The 17,121-nt window shown below is 70.6% G+C and carries 13 protein-coding genes and 2 pseudogenes; 4 read left to right on the top strand and 11 right to left on the bottom strand.

The features are described from left to right. Window positions 1–14 precede the first annotated feature (14 nt). The 3 genes from LVQ62_RS11855 to rpsA all read right to left on the bottom strand — a co-directional run bounded on the left by LVQ62_RS11855 (window position 15) and on the right by rpsA (window position 3,486). Window positions 15–905 (bottom strand): carbohydrate ABC transporter permease, encoded by an 891-nt coding sequence (locus tag LVQ62_RS11855; RefSeq protein WP_233761832.1) that lies wholly within the window; start codon window positions 903–905, stop codon window positions 15–17. After that, on the bottom strand, window positions 902–1,831 hold the full coding sequence (locus LVQ62_RS11850; RefSeq protein ID WP_179480970.1) for a carbohydrate ABC transporter permease: 930 nt from the start codon (window positions 1,829–1,831) through the stop codon (window positions 902–904). Before LVQ62_RS11850 ends, LVQ62_RS11855 begins: the two co-directional genes overlap by 4 nt. A gap of 152 nt (window positions 1,832–1,983) precedes the next feature. Next, the gene (gene rpsA / locus LVQ62_RS11845; RefSeq protein WP_208052022.1) at window positions 1,984–3,486 is read right to left on the bottom strand and encodes a 30S ribosomal protein S1; all 1,503 of its coding nucleotides are present in this window, start codon (window positions 3,484–3,486) and stop codon (window positions 1,984–1,986) included. A 329-nt stretch (window positions 3,487–3,815) separates the two neighbouring features. Here rpsA and LVQ62_RS11840 point away from each other — a divergent pair, with 329 nt between their 5' ends. Continuing rightward, window positions 3,816–4,496, top strand: a complete 681-nt coding sequence (locus tag LVQ62_RS11840; protein WP_370639618.1) for a class I SAM-dependent methyltransferase — start codon at window positions 3,816–3,818, stop codon at window positions 4,494–4,496. Between the two features lie 418 nt (window positions 4,497–4,914). Here the strand turns inward: LVQ62_RS11840 and LVQ62_RS11835 are convergent, their stop codons facing one another. From LVQ62_RS11835 to LVQ62_RS11820, 4 genes are all read right to left on the bottom strand, one after another. Then, window positions 4,915–5,913, bottom strand: a complete 999-nt coding sequence (locus LVQ62_RS11835; RefSeq protein WP_233761830.1) for a UDP-glucuronic acid decarboxylase family protein — start codon at window positions 5,911–5,913, stop codon at window positions 4,915–4,917. An 8-nt stretch (window positions 5,914–5,921) separates the two neighbouring features. Then, the gene (locus LVQ62_RS11830; RefSeq protein WP_208052024.1) at window positions 5,922–6,932 is read right to left on the bottom strand and encodes a DUF3068 domain-containing protein; all 1,011 of its coding nucleotides are present in this window, start codon (window positions 6,930–6,932) and stop codon (window positions 5,922–5,924) included. Window positions 6,933–6,996: 64 nt separating this feature from the next. Then, on the bottom strand, window positions 6,997–7,671 hold the full coding sequence (locus LVQ62_RS11825; protein ID WP_233761828.1) for an SIS domain-containing protein: 675 nt from the start codon (window positions 7,669–7,671) through the stop codon (window positions 6,997–6,999). Beyond that, the gene (locus LVQ62_RS11820; protein ID WP_233761826.1) at window positions 7,671–8,753 is read right to left on the bottom strand and encodes a GHMP kinase; all 1,083 of its coding nucleotides are present in this window, start codon (window positions 8,751–8,753) and stop codon (window positions 7,671–7,673) included. Before LVQ62_RS11820 ends, LVQ62_RS11825 begins: the two co-directional genes overlap by 1 nt. A 142-nt stretch (window positions 8,754–8,895) precedes the next feature. Between LVQ62_RS11820 and LVQ62_RS11815 the strand changes: the two genes are divergently transcribed. Continuing rightward, window positions 8,896–10,077, top strand: coding sequence for an acyltransferase (locus LVQ62_RS11815; RefSeq protein WP_233761825.1), 1,182 nt, complete (start codon window positions 8,896–8,898; stop codon window positions 10,075–10,077). A gap of 1,534 nt (window positions 10,078–11,611) precedes the next feature. On the opposite strand, the pseudogene LVQ62_RS11810 reads toward LVQ62_RS11815, so the two are convergent. The 3 genes and pseudogenes from LVQ62_RS11810 to LVQ62_RS11800 form a co-directional block, all read right to left on the bottom strand. Further along, window positions 11,612–13,495, bottom strand: a pseudogene (locus LVQ62_RS11810) (alpha-(1->3)-arabinofuranosyltransferase family protein); the annotation flags it as partial. A gap of 110 nt (window positions 13,496–13,605) precedes the next feature. Further along, window positions 13,606–14,322, bottom strand: a complete 717-nt coding sequence (locus LVQ62_RS11805; RefSeq protein WP_233761823.1) for a class I SAM-dependent methyltransferase — start codon at window positions 14,320–14,322, stop codon at window positions 13,606–13,608. Then, on the bottom strand, window positions 14,319–15,203 hold the full coding sequence (locus tag LVQ62_RS11800) for a methyltransferase domain-containing protein (RefSeq protein ID WP_233761821.1): 885 nt from the start codon (window positions 15,201–15,203) through the stop codon (window positions 14,319–14,321). The genes LVQ62_RS11805 and LVQ62_RS11800 overlap by 4 nt, the downstream gene beginning before the upstream one ends. 185 nt (window positions 15,204–15,388) lie before the next feature. Here LVQ62_RS11800 and LVQ62_RS11795 point away from each other — a divergent pair. After that, window positions 15,389–15,673: pseudogene (locus tag LVQ62_RS11795) on the top strand (glycosyltransferase); the annotation flags it as partial. 292 nt (window positions 15,674–15,965) lie between these two features. Next, entirely contained in the window at window positions 15,966–16,718 is a 753-nt protein-coding gene (locus LVQ62_RS11790) for a glycosyltransferase (protein ID WP_233767786.1), read from the top strand. Window positions 16,719–16,892: 174 nt separating this feature from the next. Here the strand turns inward: LVQ62_RS11790 and LVQ62_RS11785 are convergent, their stop codons facing one another. Further along, the gene (locus LVQ62_RS11785) at window positions 16,893–17,051 is read right to left on the bottom strand and encodes a hypothetical protein (protein ID WP_179480988.1); all 159 of its coding nucleotides are present in this window, start codon (window positions 17,049–17,051) and stop codon (window positions 16,893–16,895) included. Between the last annotated feature and the right edge of the window lie 70 nt (window positions 17,052–17,121).

The raw sequence follows: 17,121 nt of genomic DNA, 5'->3' as shown, positions 1-17,121 counted from the left end.
GAGGGATCTTCGGGTCAGCCTTTGACCGCACCGGCGGTCAGGCCCTTGATCATGTGGCGCTGCAGGACGAGGAAGACGACCAGGACCGGCAGCATCGCGAGGACGGTGGCAGCCATGACCGGGCCCCAGTTCGTGATCCCGTCGGTGGTCTGCAGGAACGTGAGGCCGATCGGCAGAGTGCCGGTGCGTGAGTCGTCGGACATCAGGAAGGGCCAGAGGTACTCGTTCCATTCGTTGACGACGGTGATGATCGAGAACGCCACCAGGGTGGGCCAGGACATCGGGAGCGCGACCCGCCAGAGCAGTTTCAGCGGACCAGCGCCGTCCAGTCGCGCGGCCTCGATGATCTCGGTGGGGATCGACAGGAACTGGTTGCGCATCAGGAACGTGCCGAACGCGACGCCGGCGAGCGGGATGATGATCCCCTGGTAGGTGTTGCGCCAACCCAGTTGGCTGACCAGCGCGTAGTTGGAGATGACGGTGATCTGGTTGGGCACCATCAGGGCGGCGATGACCACGATGAAGACCAGGTTGCGGCCCGGGAAGCGCAACAGGGACAGCGCGTACGCGGAGATCACGCCGAGGATGATCTTGGTGGTCGACAGGATCCCCGTGATGATCAGCGAGTTGCGCAGGTAGTCGCCGAACGGGATGCCGAACACGGCGTTGTGGTAGCCGTCCGTGGTGGCATGTCTCGGCCACCACTGCGCCGGCTGGGTGAAGATGTCGGGACGTTCCTTGAAGGACGTCACCACGATCCAGAACAGCGGCACCGCGACGATCAGGACCGTCACGATCATGGCGAGGTAGCCGAACGTCTTGAGGGCCGGGCCGCTGTGGCTCATCGCCTCGGCGTTGTGGACCTCGCTGCGCCTGCTGCGGATGCGCCTGGTCATCGTGCTCATGACTGCCGCCCCTTGTCCATCAACCGCACCTGCACCAACGTGATCACCAGCAGGAAGACGAACATGATCGTCGCGATGGTCGCGCCGTACCCGGCCTGGTTGTTGACGAACGTCTCCTTGTAGACCTGGTAGACCATGGTCGCCGTGCCGTAACCCTGCGGCCCGCCGCGCGTCATGACGTTGACGATGTCGAAGACCTGCACCGAGTTCAGCAGCACGGTGATCGACAGGAAGTAGGTCGTCGGCCGCAACTGCGGGAGCAGCACCTTGGTGAAACGGCGCCAGGGTGACGCGCCGTCGATCTCGGCAGCCTCGTCCAGGTCGGCCCGGCGCCCCTGCAGGGCGGCCAGGTAGATGACGAAGGTATAGCCGAGGTTCTTCCAGATGTAGGTGACCGTCACCATGAACAGCGCCCAGTGCGGCTGCTGGTAGAAGTCCGGCACGGTGATGCCGACCCGGTGGCCGAGGTCGCGGACCAGCCCGAAGTTGGGGTCGAAGACGAACTGGAACGCGAGGCCGACGGCGGCACCGGAGATCACGAAGGGGGCGAAGAGCACCGAGCGGACGATGTTGCGACCACGCAGTTTCTGGTCGAGCAGCATCGCCAGCGCCAGGCCGAGCACCATCGACACGCCGACGGTCGCCACCGTGAAGATGACGGTGTTGCGCAGCACCTCGTGAGAGTTCGGATCGTGCCACCAGTGCACATAGTTGGCTGTCCCGATGTAGTGCGCGACCGGTGCGGAGATGTTCCAGCTGGTGAAGGACAGCCGCACATTGTCGAGGAGCGGCCGGTAGGTGAAGATCACCAGCAGGGCCAGGTTCGGCAGCAGGAGCAACCCCGCCAGGCCCCATTCGCCGATCGGTCGGCCACGACGGCGCGGCGGGTCGCCGACCGGGGCGGGGGGTGCCGCAGCGCTCGTCATGATGAGCCAGTCTTCGTCGACCTGGTGACCACGAAGCGAACACTAGTCGACCAGGGCACGGCACCCTGGGAAATCGTGAGCGGCGCGCAAGGGCCCCGTCGGATGTTCCGACGGGGCCCTTCATCTCAGGCCGCAGGGCCCGAGAACTGCGATCAGTTGCCGGTCAGCTTCTCGCGCAGAGCGGCCAGCGCCTCATCCGAGGCCAGCGTGCCCTCGGCCGGGGCCGGAGTGCTGCTGCTGCTCGACGGGGTGGCCGAGCCGCCCTCGTCGTCGGAGGAGTCGTCGGCGCTGTCCGAGGAGTACGACGTGCCGGTCGCGGCACCCGCGGCGGCGTCGGCGTCGTCCTTGCGTGCCTGCTCGATCTGCGCCTGGTGCGCCTCGTAGCGGGCGTGCGCCTCGGCGTACTGCTTCTCCCACTTCTCACGCTGCGCGTCGAAGCCCTCGAGCCACTCGTTGGTCTCGGAGTCGAAGCCCTCGGGGTACTTGTAGTTCCCCTGGTCGTCGTACTCCGCGGCCATGCCGTAGAGGGTCGGGTCGAACTCGGCGGCACCGGCGGCGTCGTCGTTCGCCTGCTTCAGCGACAGCGAGATACGGCGACGCTCCAGGTCGATGTCGATGACCTTGACGAAGACGTCGCGGCCCACGGTGACGACCTGCTCGGGGAACTCCACGTGACGCTCTGCGAGCTCGGAGATGTGCACCAGACCCTCGATGCCGTCCTCGACGCGCACGAACGCACCGAACGGCACCAGCTTGGTGACCTTGCCCGGCACGATCTGACCGATCGAGTGGGTGCGGGCGAAGTGCTGCCACGGGTCTTCCTGGGTCGCCTTCAGCGACAGGGACACGCGCTCGCGCTCCATGTCGACGTCGAGCACCTCGACGGTGACCTCCTGGCCCACCTCGACGACCTCGCTCGGGTGGTCGATGTGCTTCCAGGACAGCTCGGAGACGTGCACCAGACCGTCGACGCCGCCGAGGTCCACGAACGCACCGAAGTTGACGATGCTGGAGACCACACCGGAGCGGACCTGGCCCTTCTGCAGCTCCTTGAGGAAGGAGGTGCGGACCTCGGACTGGGTCTGCTCGAGCCACGCACGGCGGGACAGGACCACGTTGTTGCGGTTCTTGTCCAGCTCGATGATCTTGGCCTCGATCTCCTTGCCGACGTACGGCTGCAGATCGCGCACACGACGCATCTCGACCAGCGACGCGGGAAGGAAGCCGCGCAGGCCGATGTCCATGATGAGACCGCCCTTGACGACCTCGATGACGGTGCCGGTGACGACGCCGTCCTCTTCCTTGATCTTCTCGATCGTGCCCCAGGCGCGCTCGTACTGCGCACGCTTCTTGGACAGGATCAGCCGGCCCTCCTTGTCCTCCTTCTGCAGGACAAGGGCCTCGATCTCGTCGCCCACGGAAACGACCTCGCCGGGGTCGACATCGTGCTTGATGGAGAGCTCGCGGGAGGGGATGACGCCCTCGGTCTTGTAACCGATGTCGAGCAGGACCTCGTCCCGGTCGACCTTGACGATGACACCCTCGACGATGTCTCCGTCATTGAAGTGCTTGATCGTCGCGTCGATCGCGGCGAGCAGCTCCTCTTCCGATCCGATGTCGTTGATCGCGATCGGTGAGGTGGTGGTGGCAGTCATGTAGTAGGAAACCTTCGGGTGGGTGATAGTCGGAGTGTGCGGACGAACAGTGAAGACACGAACATGAGCGGACGCGAGACGCCTGGGTCAGAGGAAGATCCGGTGATTTCCGGGATCGCTCCCGGCGATGCGATGGATCGGTCTGGCGAAGGTACGGCGCGCGGCACAGTCATGCGCTCGAACACTCTATCGAGCAGCGCACAGGACGGTCAAAACGGGGGTCCGCCGCCATAGGGCAGGAACACAACCGCGCCAACCGCGGATGGTGGGACGGCGAGGCAGACGCCTACTACGCCGAGCATGGCGCCTTCCTCGGCGACACCGACCTGGTGTGGGGCCCGGAGGGCTGGAGCGAGAGCGATCTGCGGGTCTTCGGCGATCCGGCGGCGCTCGCGGACGCCGACCTGCTGGAGATCGGCTCCGGCGCCGCGCAGGGGTCGCGCTGGGCTGCCCGGCATGCCGGTCGGGTCGTCGCGACGGACCTGTCCGCCGGGATGCTGTCCCGCGCCGCAGCCCTGAACGACCAGCACGATGTGGCGCTGCCCCTGGTGCTGTGCGACGGCACGGCACTGCCGTTCGCTGACGCGTCGTTCGACCTGGTCTTCACGGCGTACGGCGTCGTGCCGTTCGTGGCCGATTCGCAGGCAGTCATGCGCGAGGCGGCGCGGGTGCTGCGACCCGGCGGACGGTTCGTCTTCTCCACCACGCATCCGGTGCGTTGGGCGTTTCCTGACGTGCCGGGACCGGAGGGTCTGAGCGCCTACCACTCCTACTTCGACCGCACGCCGTACGTCGAGACCGACGAGGACGGGACCCTGACGTATGCCGAGCATCACCGGACGCTGGGCGACCGGGTCCGGGAACTGCGCGCTGCCGGACTGGTGCTGGAGGACCTGATCGAGCCGGAGTGGCCAGAGGACAATCACCAGGTGTGGGGCGGGTGGAGTCCGACTCGCGGCGAGATCCTGCCCGGTACGGCGATCTTCGTGTCGCGTCTCCCGTCGCGCTGAGGTCAGTCTTCTGCAGCCGGCGGGAGAGTGACCGTGCCGTCGGCTTGCGCTCTTAGGTCTCGTTTTCAGGCGCCCGGAAAGGACCCGATCGCCTGGACCGCCGCTCCCCCGCCGCACGTGTCGGAAAGTGACCGCGCCGCCAAGAACCCGCACCTCGCAGCGGGAGGGCACCGCGTGGGCCCTTGCAGAGCGGCGACGTCCCCCGGACCGGCGGGAGGGCACCGCGTGGGCCCCTGTATGGGGCAACCCATCCAGGCGACGCCCGGCAGCGGCACCCGACGGCAGCGTCCCTGGTCCAGGCCGCCTGAAATCCGGCACCCGCAGTAGGAAAGTGACCGCAGCGCCGAAAACCCACGCGGCCGACGTACGCGACACGTAGGAAAGTGACCGCAGCGCCTGTTACCCGCGCCGTGAGAGGTCAGACGGTCGGGTGATCCGGCCCGGCCAGGATCTCCTGGGTGGCCTCGGCCGACAGCGGTGGCGTAGTGGTGGCGTGTGCGCGGAACCACGCGATCGTCAGTTGCAGCGCGTCCTCGATGGGCACCTTCGGCGACCAGTGCAGGATCTCCTGCGCCAGGCTCGTGTCCGGGCGGCGCACCGTGGGGTCGTCGACCGGACGCGCGATGTGCACGACCGGGGAGTCGGATTCGGCCAGTTTCACGACCCAGTTGGCCAGATCGACCATCGAGATCTCGTGCGGGTTGCCGATGTTGATCGGCCCCGAGTGATCGCTGCGGGCCATCGCCAGGATGCCCGCGACGAGGTCGTCGACGTAGCAGATCGACCGGGTCTGCAACCCGTCGCCTGAGACGGTCACCGGCTCGCCGGCCAGCGACTGGCGCACGAAGTTGGGGATGGCGCGCCCGTCGTCGGGCCGCATCCGCGGACCGAAGGTGTTGAAGATGCGCACGATGCCGGTGTCGACGCCGTGGGTCTGCCGGTAGGCCAGGGTGAGCGCCTCGCCGAAGCGCTTGGCCTCGTCGTAGACGCCGCGCGGACCGACCGGGTTGACGTGCCCCCAGTAGTCCTCGCGCTGGGGGTGGACCAGCGGGTCGCCGTACACCTCGGAGGTCGACGCGAGCACGAACCGGGCCGACTTGTCCCGGGCCAGTTCGAGGGCGTGCTGGGTGCCGTGCGATCCGACGAGGAGTGTCTCGATCGGCATCCGGAGGTAGTCGATCGGCGATGCCGGGCTGGCGAAGTGCAGCACCAGGTCGACCGGCCCGTCGACCTCGAACCCATGGCTGACGTCACGCTCCAGCAGGGTGAACCGCCCCGTCGCGTGCAGGTGCTCGACGTTCGCCGCGCGTCCGGTGCAGAGGTTGTCGACCGCGACGACCTCCGCGCCGTCCGCCAACAGCGCCTCACACAGGTGAGATCCGAGGAAACCGGCCCCACCGGTGACGACAGCCCGCATCAGTGCGATCAGGCCCTCGCGTAGTCGTCGCCGTCGCCCTCGGCGTGCCGAGCGCCGCGACGGTTGTCGTTGTCGACCTCCGTGTCGTCCGCGCGTTCCGCCCGGTCACCGCGGCCGCCGATCAGCAGCAGCACGATGCCGACGACCAGCAGGATGAGACCGAGGACGCCGAGGACCCACGGCATGAGCTTCAGCAGCTTCAGCTGGCTGGCCTTGCCCTTGTACTCATCGACGTTCGCCTTGACCGTGGCGTCGTTCATGACCTGGTCGGTGTCGATGCCCTTGACCGACTTGCCGTTGGCGGGGTCGGTGAGCGTCACGACCTCCTTCTCCTCCACCTTGATGAAGGCGCCGGTCTGCGGCTCGACCCAGATGGTGCGGTCGTTGGCGTAGGCCCGGTCCGCGTTCACGCCGGGGCTGTCCTTGGCACCGCCGAAGACGAAGCCGGGGATGGCCTGCTTGGTGTACGTCGTCTGGGGCACCACGCCGTGGTAGCGGTAGACCGAGAGGCCGCGGATCTTGTCGGTGCCCGCGTACGTCATCGTCATGGGCTTCTGCAGGGTGTTGTCCCAGTAGGGGTAGCTGCCCTTGCCGGCGCCGAACGGGAACTTCACCGTGTAGCCCTGGTGCTGGACCGGCTTGCCGTTCATGTTGTCGTTGCAGCAGTCGATGACCTTGCCGGTGTGCCGGTTCAGCGCGAAGTGCGAGGTGAACGCGTCGATCGGGGGCGCCTGGTTGTTGTTGTCCGTCGACTGGTTGATGTCCAGCACGATGGAGTTCTTGCCCTCCGCGTCGGAGGCCTTCTTGTCGGCCACGACCGTCTGCCGGGTGGTCACGGTCCCCTGCTTGAAGGACAGGGTGTCCGCGTCGAAGAACTTGGCGTTGTTGTCGGAGAGGACCTGCTGCGTGTTGGTGTCGGCCGGGATCACAGTCAACTTGTCGAACGCATAGAACTGCAAGAGCAGCGCCAAGGTCAGGAAAAACGCTCCGAAACCGATGACGATGGCGGACTTCCGCACGAGGACCTCCGTGGCAGGGGCTGACAAAACTTACCGGAGAGTAGCAGGAAAAATGCGAGGTGTGTCACACGTCCCACAGCCGCGCGGCGCACACCTGTGACTCAGTGTGCCGACTCGGGATTCGCGAGCACGTCGACCGCTTCGCACCAAGCGTGGGTCCACAGCATGTGCACCTCCTGGATGCGCGGGGTGTCCGCGGACGGTACGACGAGCACGTGGTCCGCCGCGCCGCGCAGGCCCTCCCCTTGGCGCCGGTCAGGGCCACCGTGAGCAGGCCGCGCTCGCGCGCCAGGAGCAGCGCCTGCAGCACGTTCGGGCTGGTGCCACTGGTGCTCATCGCGAGCAGCACGTCACCGCGCCTACCCAGAGCCGCGACGCCGCGGCGGAAGATCTGGTCGAAGCCGTAGTCGTTGCCGACGGCGGTGACCGACGACAACGATTCGGCGAGGTTCACCGCCGGCAGGGGTTCACGGTCGTGGATGCACTTGCCGATGAACTCCGCGGCGACGTGGCTGGCGATCGCGGCGCTGCCGCCGTTGCCGGCCACGAGCAGCGTGCCTCCGGCGACGAGGGCCTGCACGAGCGCCGTGCCCGCCGCCTGCACCTCGCCCTCCAGCGTCGGCTCCCGCAGAGCGACGGCCAGCGCCGCCCAGGCGTCGGCACCCTCGCCGAGACGGCGGTGCACCGCCGCGCGCACGTCGCCCTCACTCGCCTCGTGCAGGGGATGAAACACGTCCATCAGTGCTGGCCTCTCCATGTGGTCACGCCGTCCTTGCTGAAGGTGATCTCCGAGAGTGTCAGGCCCATCTCGAGGAGGGTGTCCGCGACGACGTGCTTGCGCTCGAACTCGCAGACGAAGATGAGGTGGCCGCCGCCGCCGGCGCCGGTGACCTTGCCGCCGAGCGCCCCGCACCCCAGTGCGGCCGTGACCGCGTCGTCGATGAGCGGGGTGCTGATCCGTGACGACATCTTGCGCTTCTCGGCCCAGGCCTGGCCGAGAAGCCGCCCGAAGTGGTCGACCTCGCCGCGCACGAGCGCGACCTTCATCAGCTCCGCCAGCTCCTTCTGTGCCCGCAAGCCCTCGAGCGCGTCCGCGTTGCCCGTCTCGTAGCGGCTGCGCTGGTCGGCGATGATGTGGTCGCTGACCCGGGTGCGCCCGGTGAACGCCAGCAGCATGTTGTGCTCCAGCTCGTGCACCGTGGCGTCCCGCACCCGCAACGGGTTGACGATCACCTGGTCGGGCCGGAACTCGATGTAGTTGAACCCGCCGAACGACGCGGCGTACTGGTCCTGCGATCCGCCCGGGATGGCGAGGTCCTCGCGCTCGAGGCGGTAGGCCAGCTCGGCGATCTCGTACGGCGTAAGGTCGACACCGCAGTGCTGGGCGACCAGGTCGATGACGGCGACCATGACGGCGCTGGAGGATCCGAGGCCGGACCCGGGGGGCGCCTGGGTGTGCAGGAAGAGGTCGAAACCGCCGGTGGGCATCGCGCCGCCCATGTCGCGGATGCGGGCGATCGCGGCCTTGGGCAGGTCCAGCTCGCCGTCGAACTCCACAGGGTCGTCGACGTCGAAGCCGATCGAGGTGCCGAAGTCCAGCGACTGCACGGTGATCCGGCCGTCCCGGCGCGGTCGCAGCGTTGCGTACGCGAAGCTGGAGATCGTCGCGGACAGGACGGCGCCGCCCTCGCGCTCGGGGAACGGCGAGACGTCCGTGCCGCCGCCGGCGAACGAGATCCGCAGGGGCGCGCGGGCCCTCAGCACCGGCCGGGTCGCGTCGAGCGCCGACGGATCGGTGGGGACGATCCCCTCGACTGTCATCGGCGGTTAGCCTCCTCGGGCGTGGTGTCTGCCCGCACCGGGTGCGGGCGGGTGCGCGACGGGGTGGCGATACCCCGTACGACGAGGCCGCCCACCGTGGACGCCCGAGCAGACTACTGGAGAGTAATGGGGGTCACACCAGGTGCAGCGCTTCCGGATGCTCGACCTGCTGCGCGCGCTGGCGGCCGCCCTGGTCGTGCTGACGCACGTCGCCTTCTGGACGGGCGCCGACCACCTGGACGTCTCCGGGCCACTGCTGGCACGCGGTGACGCGGGCGTCGCGGTCTTCTTCGCGATCTCGGCATTCCTGCTGCTGCGCCCGTTCCTGCGTGCCGGGCTGACGGGCGGATCGACCCCGGATCTGCGCCGGTACGCCGTACGCCGGGCCGCCCGCATCCTGCCCGCCTACTGGGTCGCGCTGGCCGCCGTCCTCCTCGTCGCGGCCCTTGCCCCGGTGCGCACCGGGGGCGTCGGATCGCCGCTGGACGTCGTGTTGCACGTGCTGGTGCTGCAGGGGTGCTCCGGCCACACCTACCAGTCGTTCTCGCAGACCTGGAGCCTCACCACGGAGGTGACCTTCTACGTGCTGGTGCCCGTGATCGGCACCGTGCTCGGACGGCTGGCCCGCCGCCCCCGGCGGGTATGGCCGGTGCTCGGCGCGACCCTGCTCGCGGGGTTGTGCGCCCAGGGCGCCTCGGCCGCGTGGACCGGCGTCGATCCGCACTCGGGCGCGGGAGTGCTCGCCACGTCGGTGCTGGGCCACGCGGGGTGGTTCGCCGCGGGCGCCGCGCTCGCCGTGCTCACCGAGACGGGGCCGTCCGCGCTGGCGAGCCCGGTACGCCGCTGGCTGGACTTCGCGCGGACCAACCCGGGCGTCGTCGCCCTCGGGGCCGCACTGCTCTTCCTGCTCGCCGCCACTCCCCTCGCCGGACCGGTCGACCTCCACGCGCCGACTCCGGCGCAGGCCGTCGTCAAGGAGCTGCTCTACACGGGCATCGCCGCGCTGCTGGTGCTGGCGGCGACCAGCCCGGTGCGCGGCACCGTGGCGCGGGCGGTGGCGGGATCGCCCGCCGCACGCTGGCTGGGTGACGCGTCCTACCCCGTCTTCCTGTGGCACGTACTCGCTCTGCAGGTGGTCTACCTCGTGACGTCCAGGGCCCTGTTCACCGGTGCGTTCACGACGACGCTGGTCGCGGTGACGGCGCTGACGATCGTGGTGGCGCGGGTGTCGGTGGGCCTGGTGGAGCGGCCGGTGCTGGCGCAGGCCCATCGCCGGACCCGGTCCGCACCCCGGCAAGACACCGCGCCAGCAGGCACGCCGTGACCGTGCCGGCCAGCTGACCGAGGATCGCCCCGGCCGACCTCTGGTCGACCACACCGAGCGAGGCGAGCAGGACCCCGGCGACCGCCATCGACCCGCCGATCCCCCACCCGACCAGCCGCCGCGGCACCAGCAGACACAGCGCCCCGACGACGACGCCGGCGAGCCCGCTCATCAGCACCCCGACCCCGACCGACAGCACCGCGGCCATCACGGTGACGCGCGTCGGGCCCGGTGCCGCACCGTCGTACGACGGGTCCGTCACGTCGGGTGCGTCGGCCACGGCCCGCCGCCCGCGTCGGCGGCTGCCCACCGCAAGCACGGCCAGCGCCAGAACCGCCAGCGAGCCGACGATCAGTCCGGCCCGCTGCCAGCGCGTGGGCCCGAACGTCACGTGCAGGGTCGCCGCCGCGCCGGCCGGCACCACGAATCCCTGCCGCCAGCCGTCCACCCGCATCGCGGGCAGCGAGCGGCCGGCGAGCGAGGCGTGCCATCCGCGGTTGTAGCCCTCGGTCAGCGCCACCGCCCGCGCGCCTCCCCCACCGATCCGGACGGTGCCGTCCCCGGATCGCAGAGCACCGTAGGCCCGGGCAGGGATCGACGCGCCGGCGTCGACCCCTGCGGATGAGTCCCGCCGCAGGTAGACCAGCTCCGCGCGCACCCCGTCCCCGGGCGCCACGGACACCGTCTGCGGCCCGACGGCCACCGCCGCCGACGTCGCGCACGGCTGCGCACGAAGGAGCTCGCCCTGCGCGACCTGCGCCGCGGACGCCGTGAGGCGCAGCGGCACCGATGACGTGCCGATGCGCAGCACGCCCGCCTGGCCGCACGCGAGCTGCAGTGCACCGGCGCCGCTCGCGGCGGAGCGGACCCAGACGTTCGGCACGACCTGACCGGACCGCGAGAAGGTGACCCTGCGACGCAGCGTCGTCGGGTCCTCCCCCTGGGTCGCGGCGGTGCTGTGCTCCCGCGGGTCGCGCCGCAGCAGGACCGACGTCCGCGTCGGGTCGACCCGACCCGGCAGCGAGATGATGCTGCCGAGCTGCTGCCCGGGCACGGACACCCGCGTCAGACCGATGACCGGGTCGGTGGCGGCGCCGGCGACCTTCAGGTCGATGCGCACGGCGCCGGTCGCGGCGCGTGGCAGTCGCAGGCGCAGCGCGGTCTGACCGAGTGCCACCCGCACCGTCGCGCCGTGCACCGCTCCGACCGACACGCGCACGGAGCCGACCCGGTCCAGCCCCGGCCCGGAGGCGAGGTCGACGTCGACCTCCCGCAGCGGCGTCCGCGAGGTCGGGGTGAAGGACAGACTCGCGTCCGACTCGTGGTCGCCGGTGCGCCAGGCGGTGTCCGGGTCGTCGTCGAAGGCCGCGGCGATGCCGGCGCCCGGTCCGGCGTAGGTCCGGGCGGTCGGGTCCGCGCCCGAGGACGAGGCCGACCACGAGGACATCCCGATCAGCTCGCGGACCGGCTGGTTCGCGGGGTCGCCGCCGGGCGGCAGGTCCCGGGCGCCGATGTGGTCCGGTGTCCGGTCGGCACGGGTCAGCGTCGGGCTGTAACCGTCGGCGGCGGACACCCCGTTGTTGTACGAGCGCCACCGCAGCGAGTCGGTCACGACGTTCGGCACGGTCGCACCCACGGCCGTCGTGCCCCCCACGATCTGCGCCCCCTGGTCCGGTGCGAGCGCGCCGACGGTCGCCAGGTCGAAGATCGATTCCGGGCCGCCGACCACCCGCAGGTCGTCGTCCCGTGCGTACGCCGCGACGGTGTGCGACCCGCTCACCGTCCAGAGCGTCAGGCGGTCGGTGCCGGTGCCGGCGGACCCGGCGTACGCGAATCCCGGCGACCGGCGCAGCGTCGCTTCCACCAGGGACCACGGCTGCGCGCCGACGGTGGAGGCGATCGAGTGCCGCACCACGATGCGCGCGATGCCCATCCGGGCCAGGCCCGCCGCGAGACCTGGCTGCACCTCCCCGGACGACGCGAGCTGGTCGGCGGTGTCGAGCATCCGGGTGGCGCCCGGCTCCCCCAGCGGTGCCGCGGCCCGGAACACCAGCGGGGAGGCCGCGAGCGCGCTCATCGGGTCATCGCTGGTGGTGCCCCAGTCGTACGTCGCGGTGCGCGCGTCGGGGAAGAGCAGCGTGCTGCCGCCGGCCCGTTCGGCCGCGGCATCGATGCGGTGCGCCATCACCGACCAGGACGCCGGGACGGCGCGATAGCCGCCGGAGTCGGCGAGCCGGCCCTGCCAGATCGGGGTCATGGCCGCCGCGACGAGGACGACGAGGGCGGCGGCGGTGAGACGTGCGGCCACCTCGCGGGAACGGCGCAGCCGGTCCAGCACCACCGCGAGGCCCAGCACCACCGGCAGCCGGATCAGCGCGTCGGCCTTGTGCACGTTGCGCAACGGCGCCAGCGATCCATCGAGCAGGGCACGCGCCTGTCCCGCCACCGGGCTGCCGACGACGCCGTGGTGCCCGATCGTCATGAACACCGTGCCGACGAGGACGCTCAGCAGCGCGAACCGGCCGAGGTGGGAGCGCAGCCGGGCCACCCCGACGAGCCCGATGCCCGCCACGGCGCTGGTCGCCACGATCGACACCAGCGACTGTGCGCTCGTCCACCCCGACTGCCAGGTCGGGTGTCCGGCCGAGTCCAGGATGTAGGCGATCCAGTCGGAGTTCCCGCGCAGCACGTTCGGCGTGGAGGTCACCGCCGTGGTCATCGAGGCCGTCTCGATGAAGTCCAGGAACGGGTAGCCGTATCCGCCGAGGACGAGCAGCGGCAGCAGCCACCACAACGCGCCGGCCAGGACGCCGAGCACCCACCACCCGATGCGGCGACGACCCTGCGGGTGGGTCAGCAGGAACAGGAACGGGATGACCAGCATCAGCCCGGACGCGGCGGCGTTGACCCCGCCGAGGGCGGCGGCCAGCAATCCGCTGGCCGCGACCGACCGCAGCACGCCCCGCCGGTCGAGCTCGGCACGCAGGAGCGGCCGGGCCGCCAGCACCAGCCACGGTGCCACCGCCATCGGCCACGCCTCGCTGGAGTTCTCGGCCAGGAGGGTCAGGACGCGGGGGCAGAGCGCGTATGCCGCTGCCGCGAGCAGCGCGACGGACGGTCCCGCCAGCCGCAGCTCGCGAACGAGTCGCTGCACGCCGAGGAACGCGACCAGCAGCAGGATCGTCCACCAGACCCGCTGGCACGCCCACGCCGGCAGACCCAGGGAGTGGCCGATGCCGAAGACGGGGCCCATCGGGAAGAGGTAGCCGTAGGCCTGGTTCTGCAGCTCTCCGAGGCCCGCGTGCCCGTTCCACGCGTCGACCGAACGCGCCAGGTAGGTCCACGGGGAGAGCGTGAGGTCGATCTTGGTGTCCGGCTGCACCTCGCCCGGCGCGACGAGCCACGGCAGCAGCGCCATCGCCAGGACCGCCAGGACGCGGACGACGCGCGCCCGATCCGGCGGGCTGCCGGCCGGCCGGTGGTGAGTGACCCGGTCCACGACGCGGAGGGTCTGCGCGTCGCCGGACATCACCGTCGGCGCAGCACGAGCAGCAGGTTCCACGTCAGCAGCTCGCGCAGCCCCGGCACCCTCAGCAGGTGCCGCGCCACGTCGGGCAGGTACCGCGGGCGGGCGACCAGCACCTCGACCTCGGGTTGCGCCTGCGCCCAGCGCAGGCCCTGCGCCACGCTGATCCGGTAGAGCGTCCGGTCGACCGTGTTCTTCGGCGGGTGACCGTGCTTGCGGGTGTAACGGCGCGCCGCGCGCTCGCCGCCCAGCCAGTGCCAGGGCGACGTCTCGTGCCCGCCCCAGGGCGAGAGCCAGTTGGTGTAGGAGAGGAAGACCAGTCCGCCCGGACGCACGACGCGGACCAGTTCGTCGGCGACCTGCTCGGGGTGCTCCACGTGCTCCCACAGGTTGCTGCTGAAGACCAGGTCGACGCTGCGGTCGGCCACCGGAAGCGCCGCGGCGGTCGCGACGAGCCCGCCGTCACGGACCGACGGGACCGCCGGGTCGTGGTCGACCGGCACGTAGCGTGCGCCCGCGGCGCGGAACGCGCTGGCGAACTCGGCCGGCCCGGCGCCGACGTCCAGCACCGAGGCACCCCGCAGGTCGGTCAGCTCCTGCAGCATCTCGATCGAGTCGGCCGCCAGCGCGCCGTAGAACACCTCGGGCCGAGTCTGCTCGAGCGTGAACGCGTGGAAGAGCCGGGCGGACCGCGCGAGGCCGCGACGCTGCGCGCTCATCGGGGCCGCCGGGCGATCAGGTGCAGGGTGGGGCGCATGGTGGGCCGCACCGCTCGGGCCGCCAGCACCAGCGGTGCGGAGGCGAGCCCGGCGGCGATCACGCTGCGGGAGGCCAGCACGCCGCGTGGACGGGGAGCGGGACGCCAGCGGCGTACGGCGCTGGCGGCGTCCGTCGTGAGGCTGTCGAGCACCGGCCGGCGGACCACGACGTCGACGAAGCCCGCGTCGGTCGCGGCGCGCGCGAGGCTGTCCGCCGTGAAGAACCGCACGTGGGTGGGGTCCTCGAGCATCCACCACGCCGATCCGTAGAGGCGCACTCCGTCGCTGTCGCCCGCCGGGGTGAGGAACTGCACGACTCCCCCGGGCCGCGCGAGATCGAACGCCACGGCCAGCGTCGCGACCGGGTCCAGGACGTGTTCGAGCACGTGGATCCCGTAGACCAGGTCGACCGGGTCCGCGCCGTCGCGCAGCACGTCCTCCACACTCCCCGCGGACAACCTGCCCTGCGCCACGACGAGCGGGTCGACGCCGATCCGCAGCTGGTCGGGGTCGGCCCCCGCGATCGTGGCGCCGCCGTCGAGGAACCGCCGCAGCATCGACCCGCTGCCGTAGCCGACCTCGAACACCGACCGCGGCGCGTCGCCCGGCACGGCGCGCAGCATCGCCCGGTAGGTCAGGTCCAGCCGGATCCGGTCGAGGGTGGGCTCGCCGCCGTAGGCCAGGTCCCGATGCGCGGCGGGAGAGTCGCGAAGATCGCGCAGCAGATGGCCGCATCGCTCGCACCGGGCGAGCGCCCCGCCGCCACGCAGTGCGCGCGGGCGCAACGGGGCGCTGCAGATCTCGCAGTCCTCGCGGATCGCGGCGACACCCGTGATGGCCATCTCGGCTGAAATCCCTTTCGTACTACCTTCGAGTAACTTGCGCGCTACCCTATCCGTCGGTACGCGCACGATCCCGCGTACGCGGTGGCGTACGACGACCGGGACCATCCGGTAACCGGCGCCGGAGCGCAGGAGGAGTGCACGTGAGCGGCGACGCTGACACGACATCGGCCAGCAACGTGCCGATGCGCATTCTCTACCTCTCGTGGCGTGATCGGGAGAACCCGGAGGCGGGCGGCGCGGAGACCTTCACCGAGCGCACCGCACAGATCCTCACCGAACGCGGCCACCGCGTCACCATCTTCACCAGCCGCTTCCCGGGTGCCCGCGCCGTCGATCGGCACGGTGACGTGGACGTCGTACGCCGCGGCGGCCGCTTCACCTGCTACCTGCGAGGCATGCTGTACGCCGCCCGGCACCGCGGCGACTACGACGTGGTCCTCGACGTGCAGAACGGGGTGCCGTTCTGGGCTCCGCTGCTCGCCCGGAACCCGGTCGTGAACATCACCCATCACGTCCATCGGGACCAGTGGCGCTCGCTCTTCCCCCGGCCGATCGCAGCGGTCGGATGGTTCCCTGGAGAGCAAGGTCGCGCCCCGCGTCTACCGCCGCTCGCGGTACGTCACCGTCTCCCAGGCCACCCGCGCCGACCTCGCGTCGCTCGGCATCGATCCCCAGCGGGTCGACCTCGTCTACTCCGGCAACGACCACCCGGCCGATCTGGAGTCCTACCGCTCGGTGGCACGCTCGAGCGAGCCGTCGATGACGGTGCTCGGCCGTCTGGTGCCGCACAAGCAGGTGGAGCTGGCGATCGACGTCGTCGCCGACCTGAGCGACGTGCTGCCCACGCTGACCCTGGACGTCGTCGGCTCGGGCTACTGGGAGCCGCAGCTGCGTGAACACGCGGCGCAACGGGGCGTGGCCGACCGGGTCAACTTCCACGGCTTCGTGGAGGAGTCGACCAAGCACACCCTGCTCGCGCAGTCCTGGCTCATGCTGGTGCCCTCGCACAAGGAGGGGTGGGGGCTGATCATCGTCGAGGCCGGCCTGCACGCCACCCCCAGCGTCGCCTTCGCCGAAGCGGGCGGTCCCAGCGAGTCGATCCTGCACGGACTGACCGGTCTGCTGTCCAAGGACTACGCCGACATGCGCGCTCAGGCCCGCCTGATCCTGCAGGACGAGGGCCTGCGCGGCCAGCTCGGTGCCGCGGCTCGCGACCACGCGCACAGCTTCAGCTGGTGGTCGGCCGCCGAACGTCTCGAGCACACCCTGCACTCGGTGCTCGGCCACCGCGCCCGCCCCGACCAGCCCGCCACCCTGGGGCCGGGATCGGTCGATCTGCAGCAGGTGCACGGGCCGGTGCCCGTCCCGGTGATCGCGCCGGGCGTGCCGGCCGCCCTGGACGTGCAGGACGTGCAGCACGTGAACGACATCGTCGAGGACCACGGCACGGTCGACGATGCCGGCACGCAGACGGCGGATGCCGTCGACGAGCCGGCCGCGCTGCACCGCTAGACGACCTACCCCCTCCCGCGCCCACCATGGCGCAGGTAAACCCGAGAGCCACAGGTCGTCCTGTGTCCCTCGGCGCTACCTGTGTCACGGTCGAGCGGCGCGCGATACCCGGCATACGGAAAGCGGCCGACCCCGAGGGGATCGGCCGCTTTCGCGAAGTGAAGGTGGCGCGCGTCAGTTGGAGCTGTCGTAGCTGATCTGCGGGCTGTACTTCTGCGGCTGGGTGACCGAGTTCTGCTGCGCGACGAGCCCGAAGATGGCGAGCAACGCCAGGATCACGCCGAGCAGACCGCCGCCGATGTTGTAGGCGAGCTTCTTGTTCGTAGCGTCCATGTCGTGAGTCATTCCTTCTGACGTCTCGGCCCTGCACCCGTGCCCTGCAGGAAGTCTGGGCACATCATAA

Origin of the sequence: Allobranchiibius sp. GilTou73 (assembly GCF_021391335.1) — a bacterium.
Taxonomy (GTDB): domain Bacteria; phylum Actinomycetota; class Actinomycetes; order Actinomycetales; family Dermatophilaceae; genus Allobranchiibius; species Allobranchiibius huperziae.
This window is presented reverse-complemented; position numbering and strand designations above follow the sequence as displayed.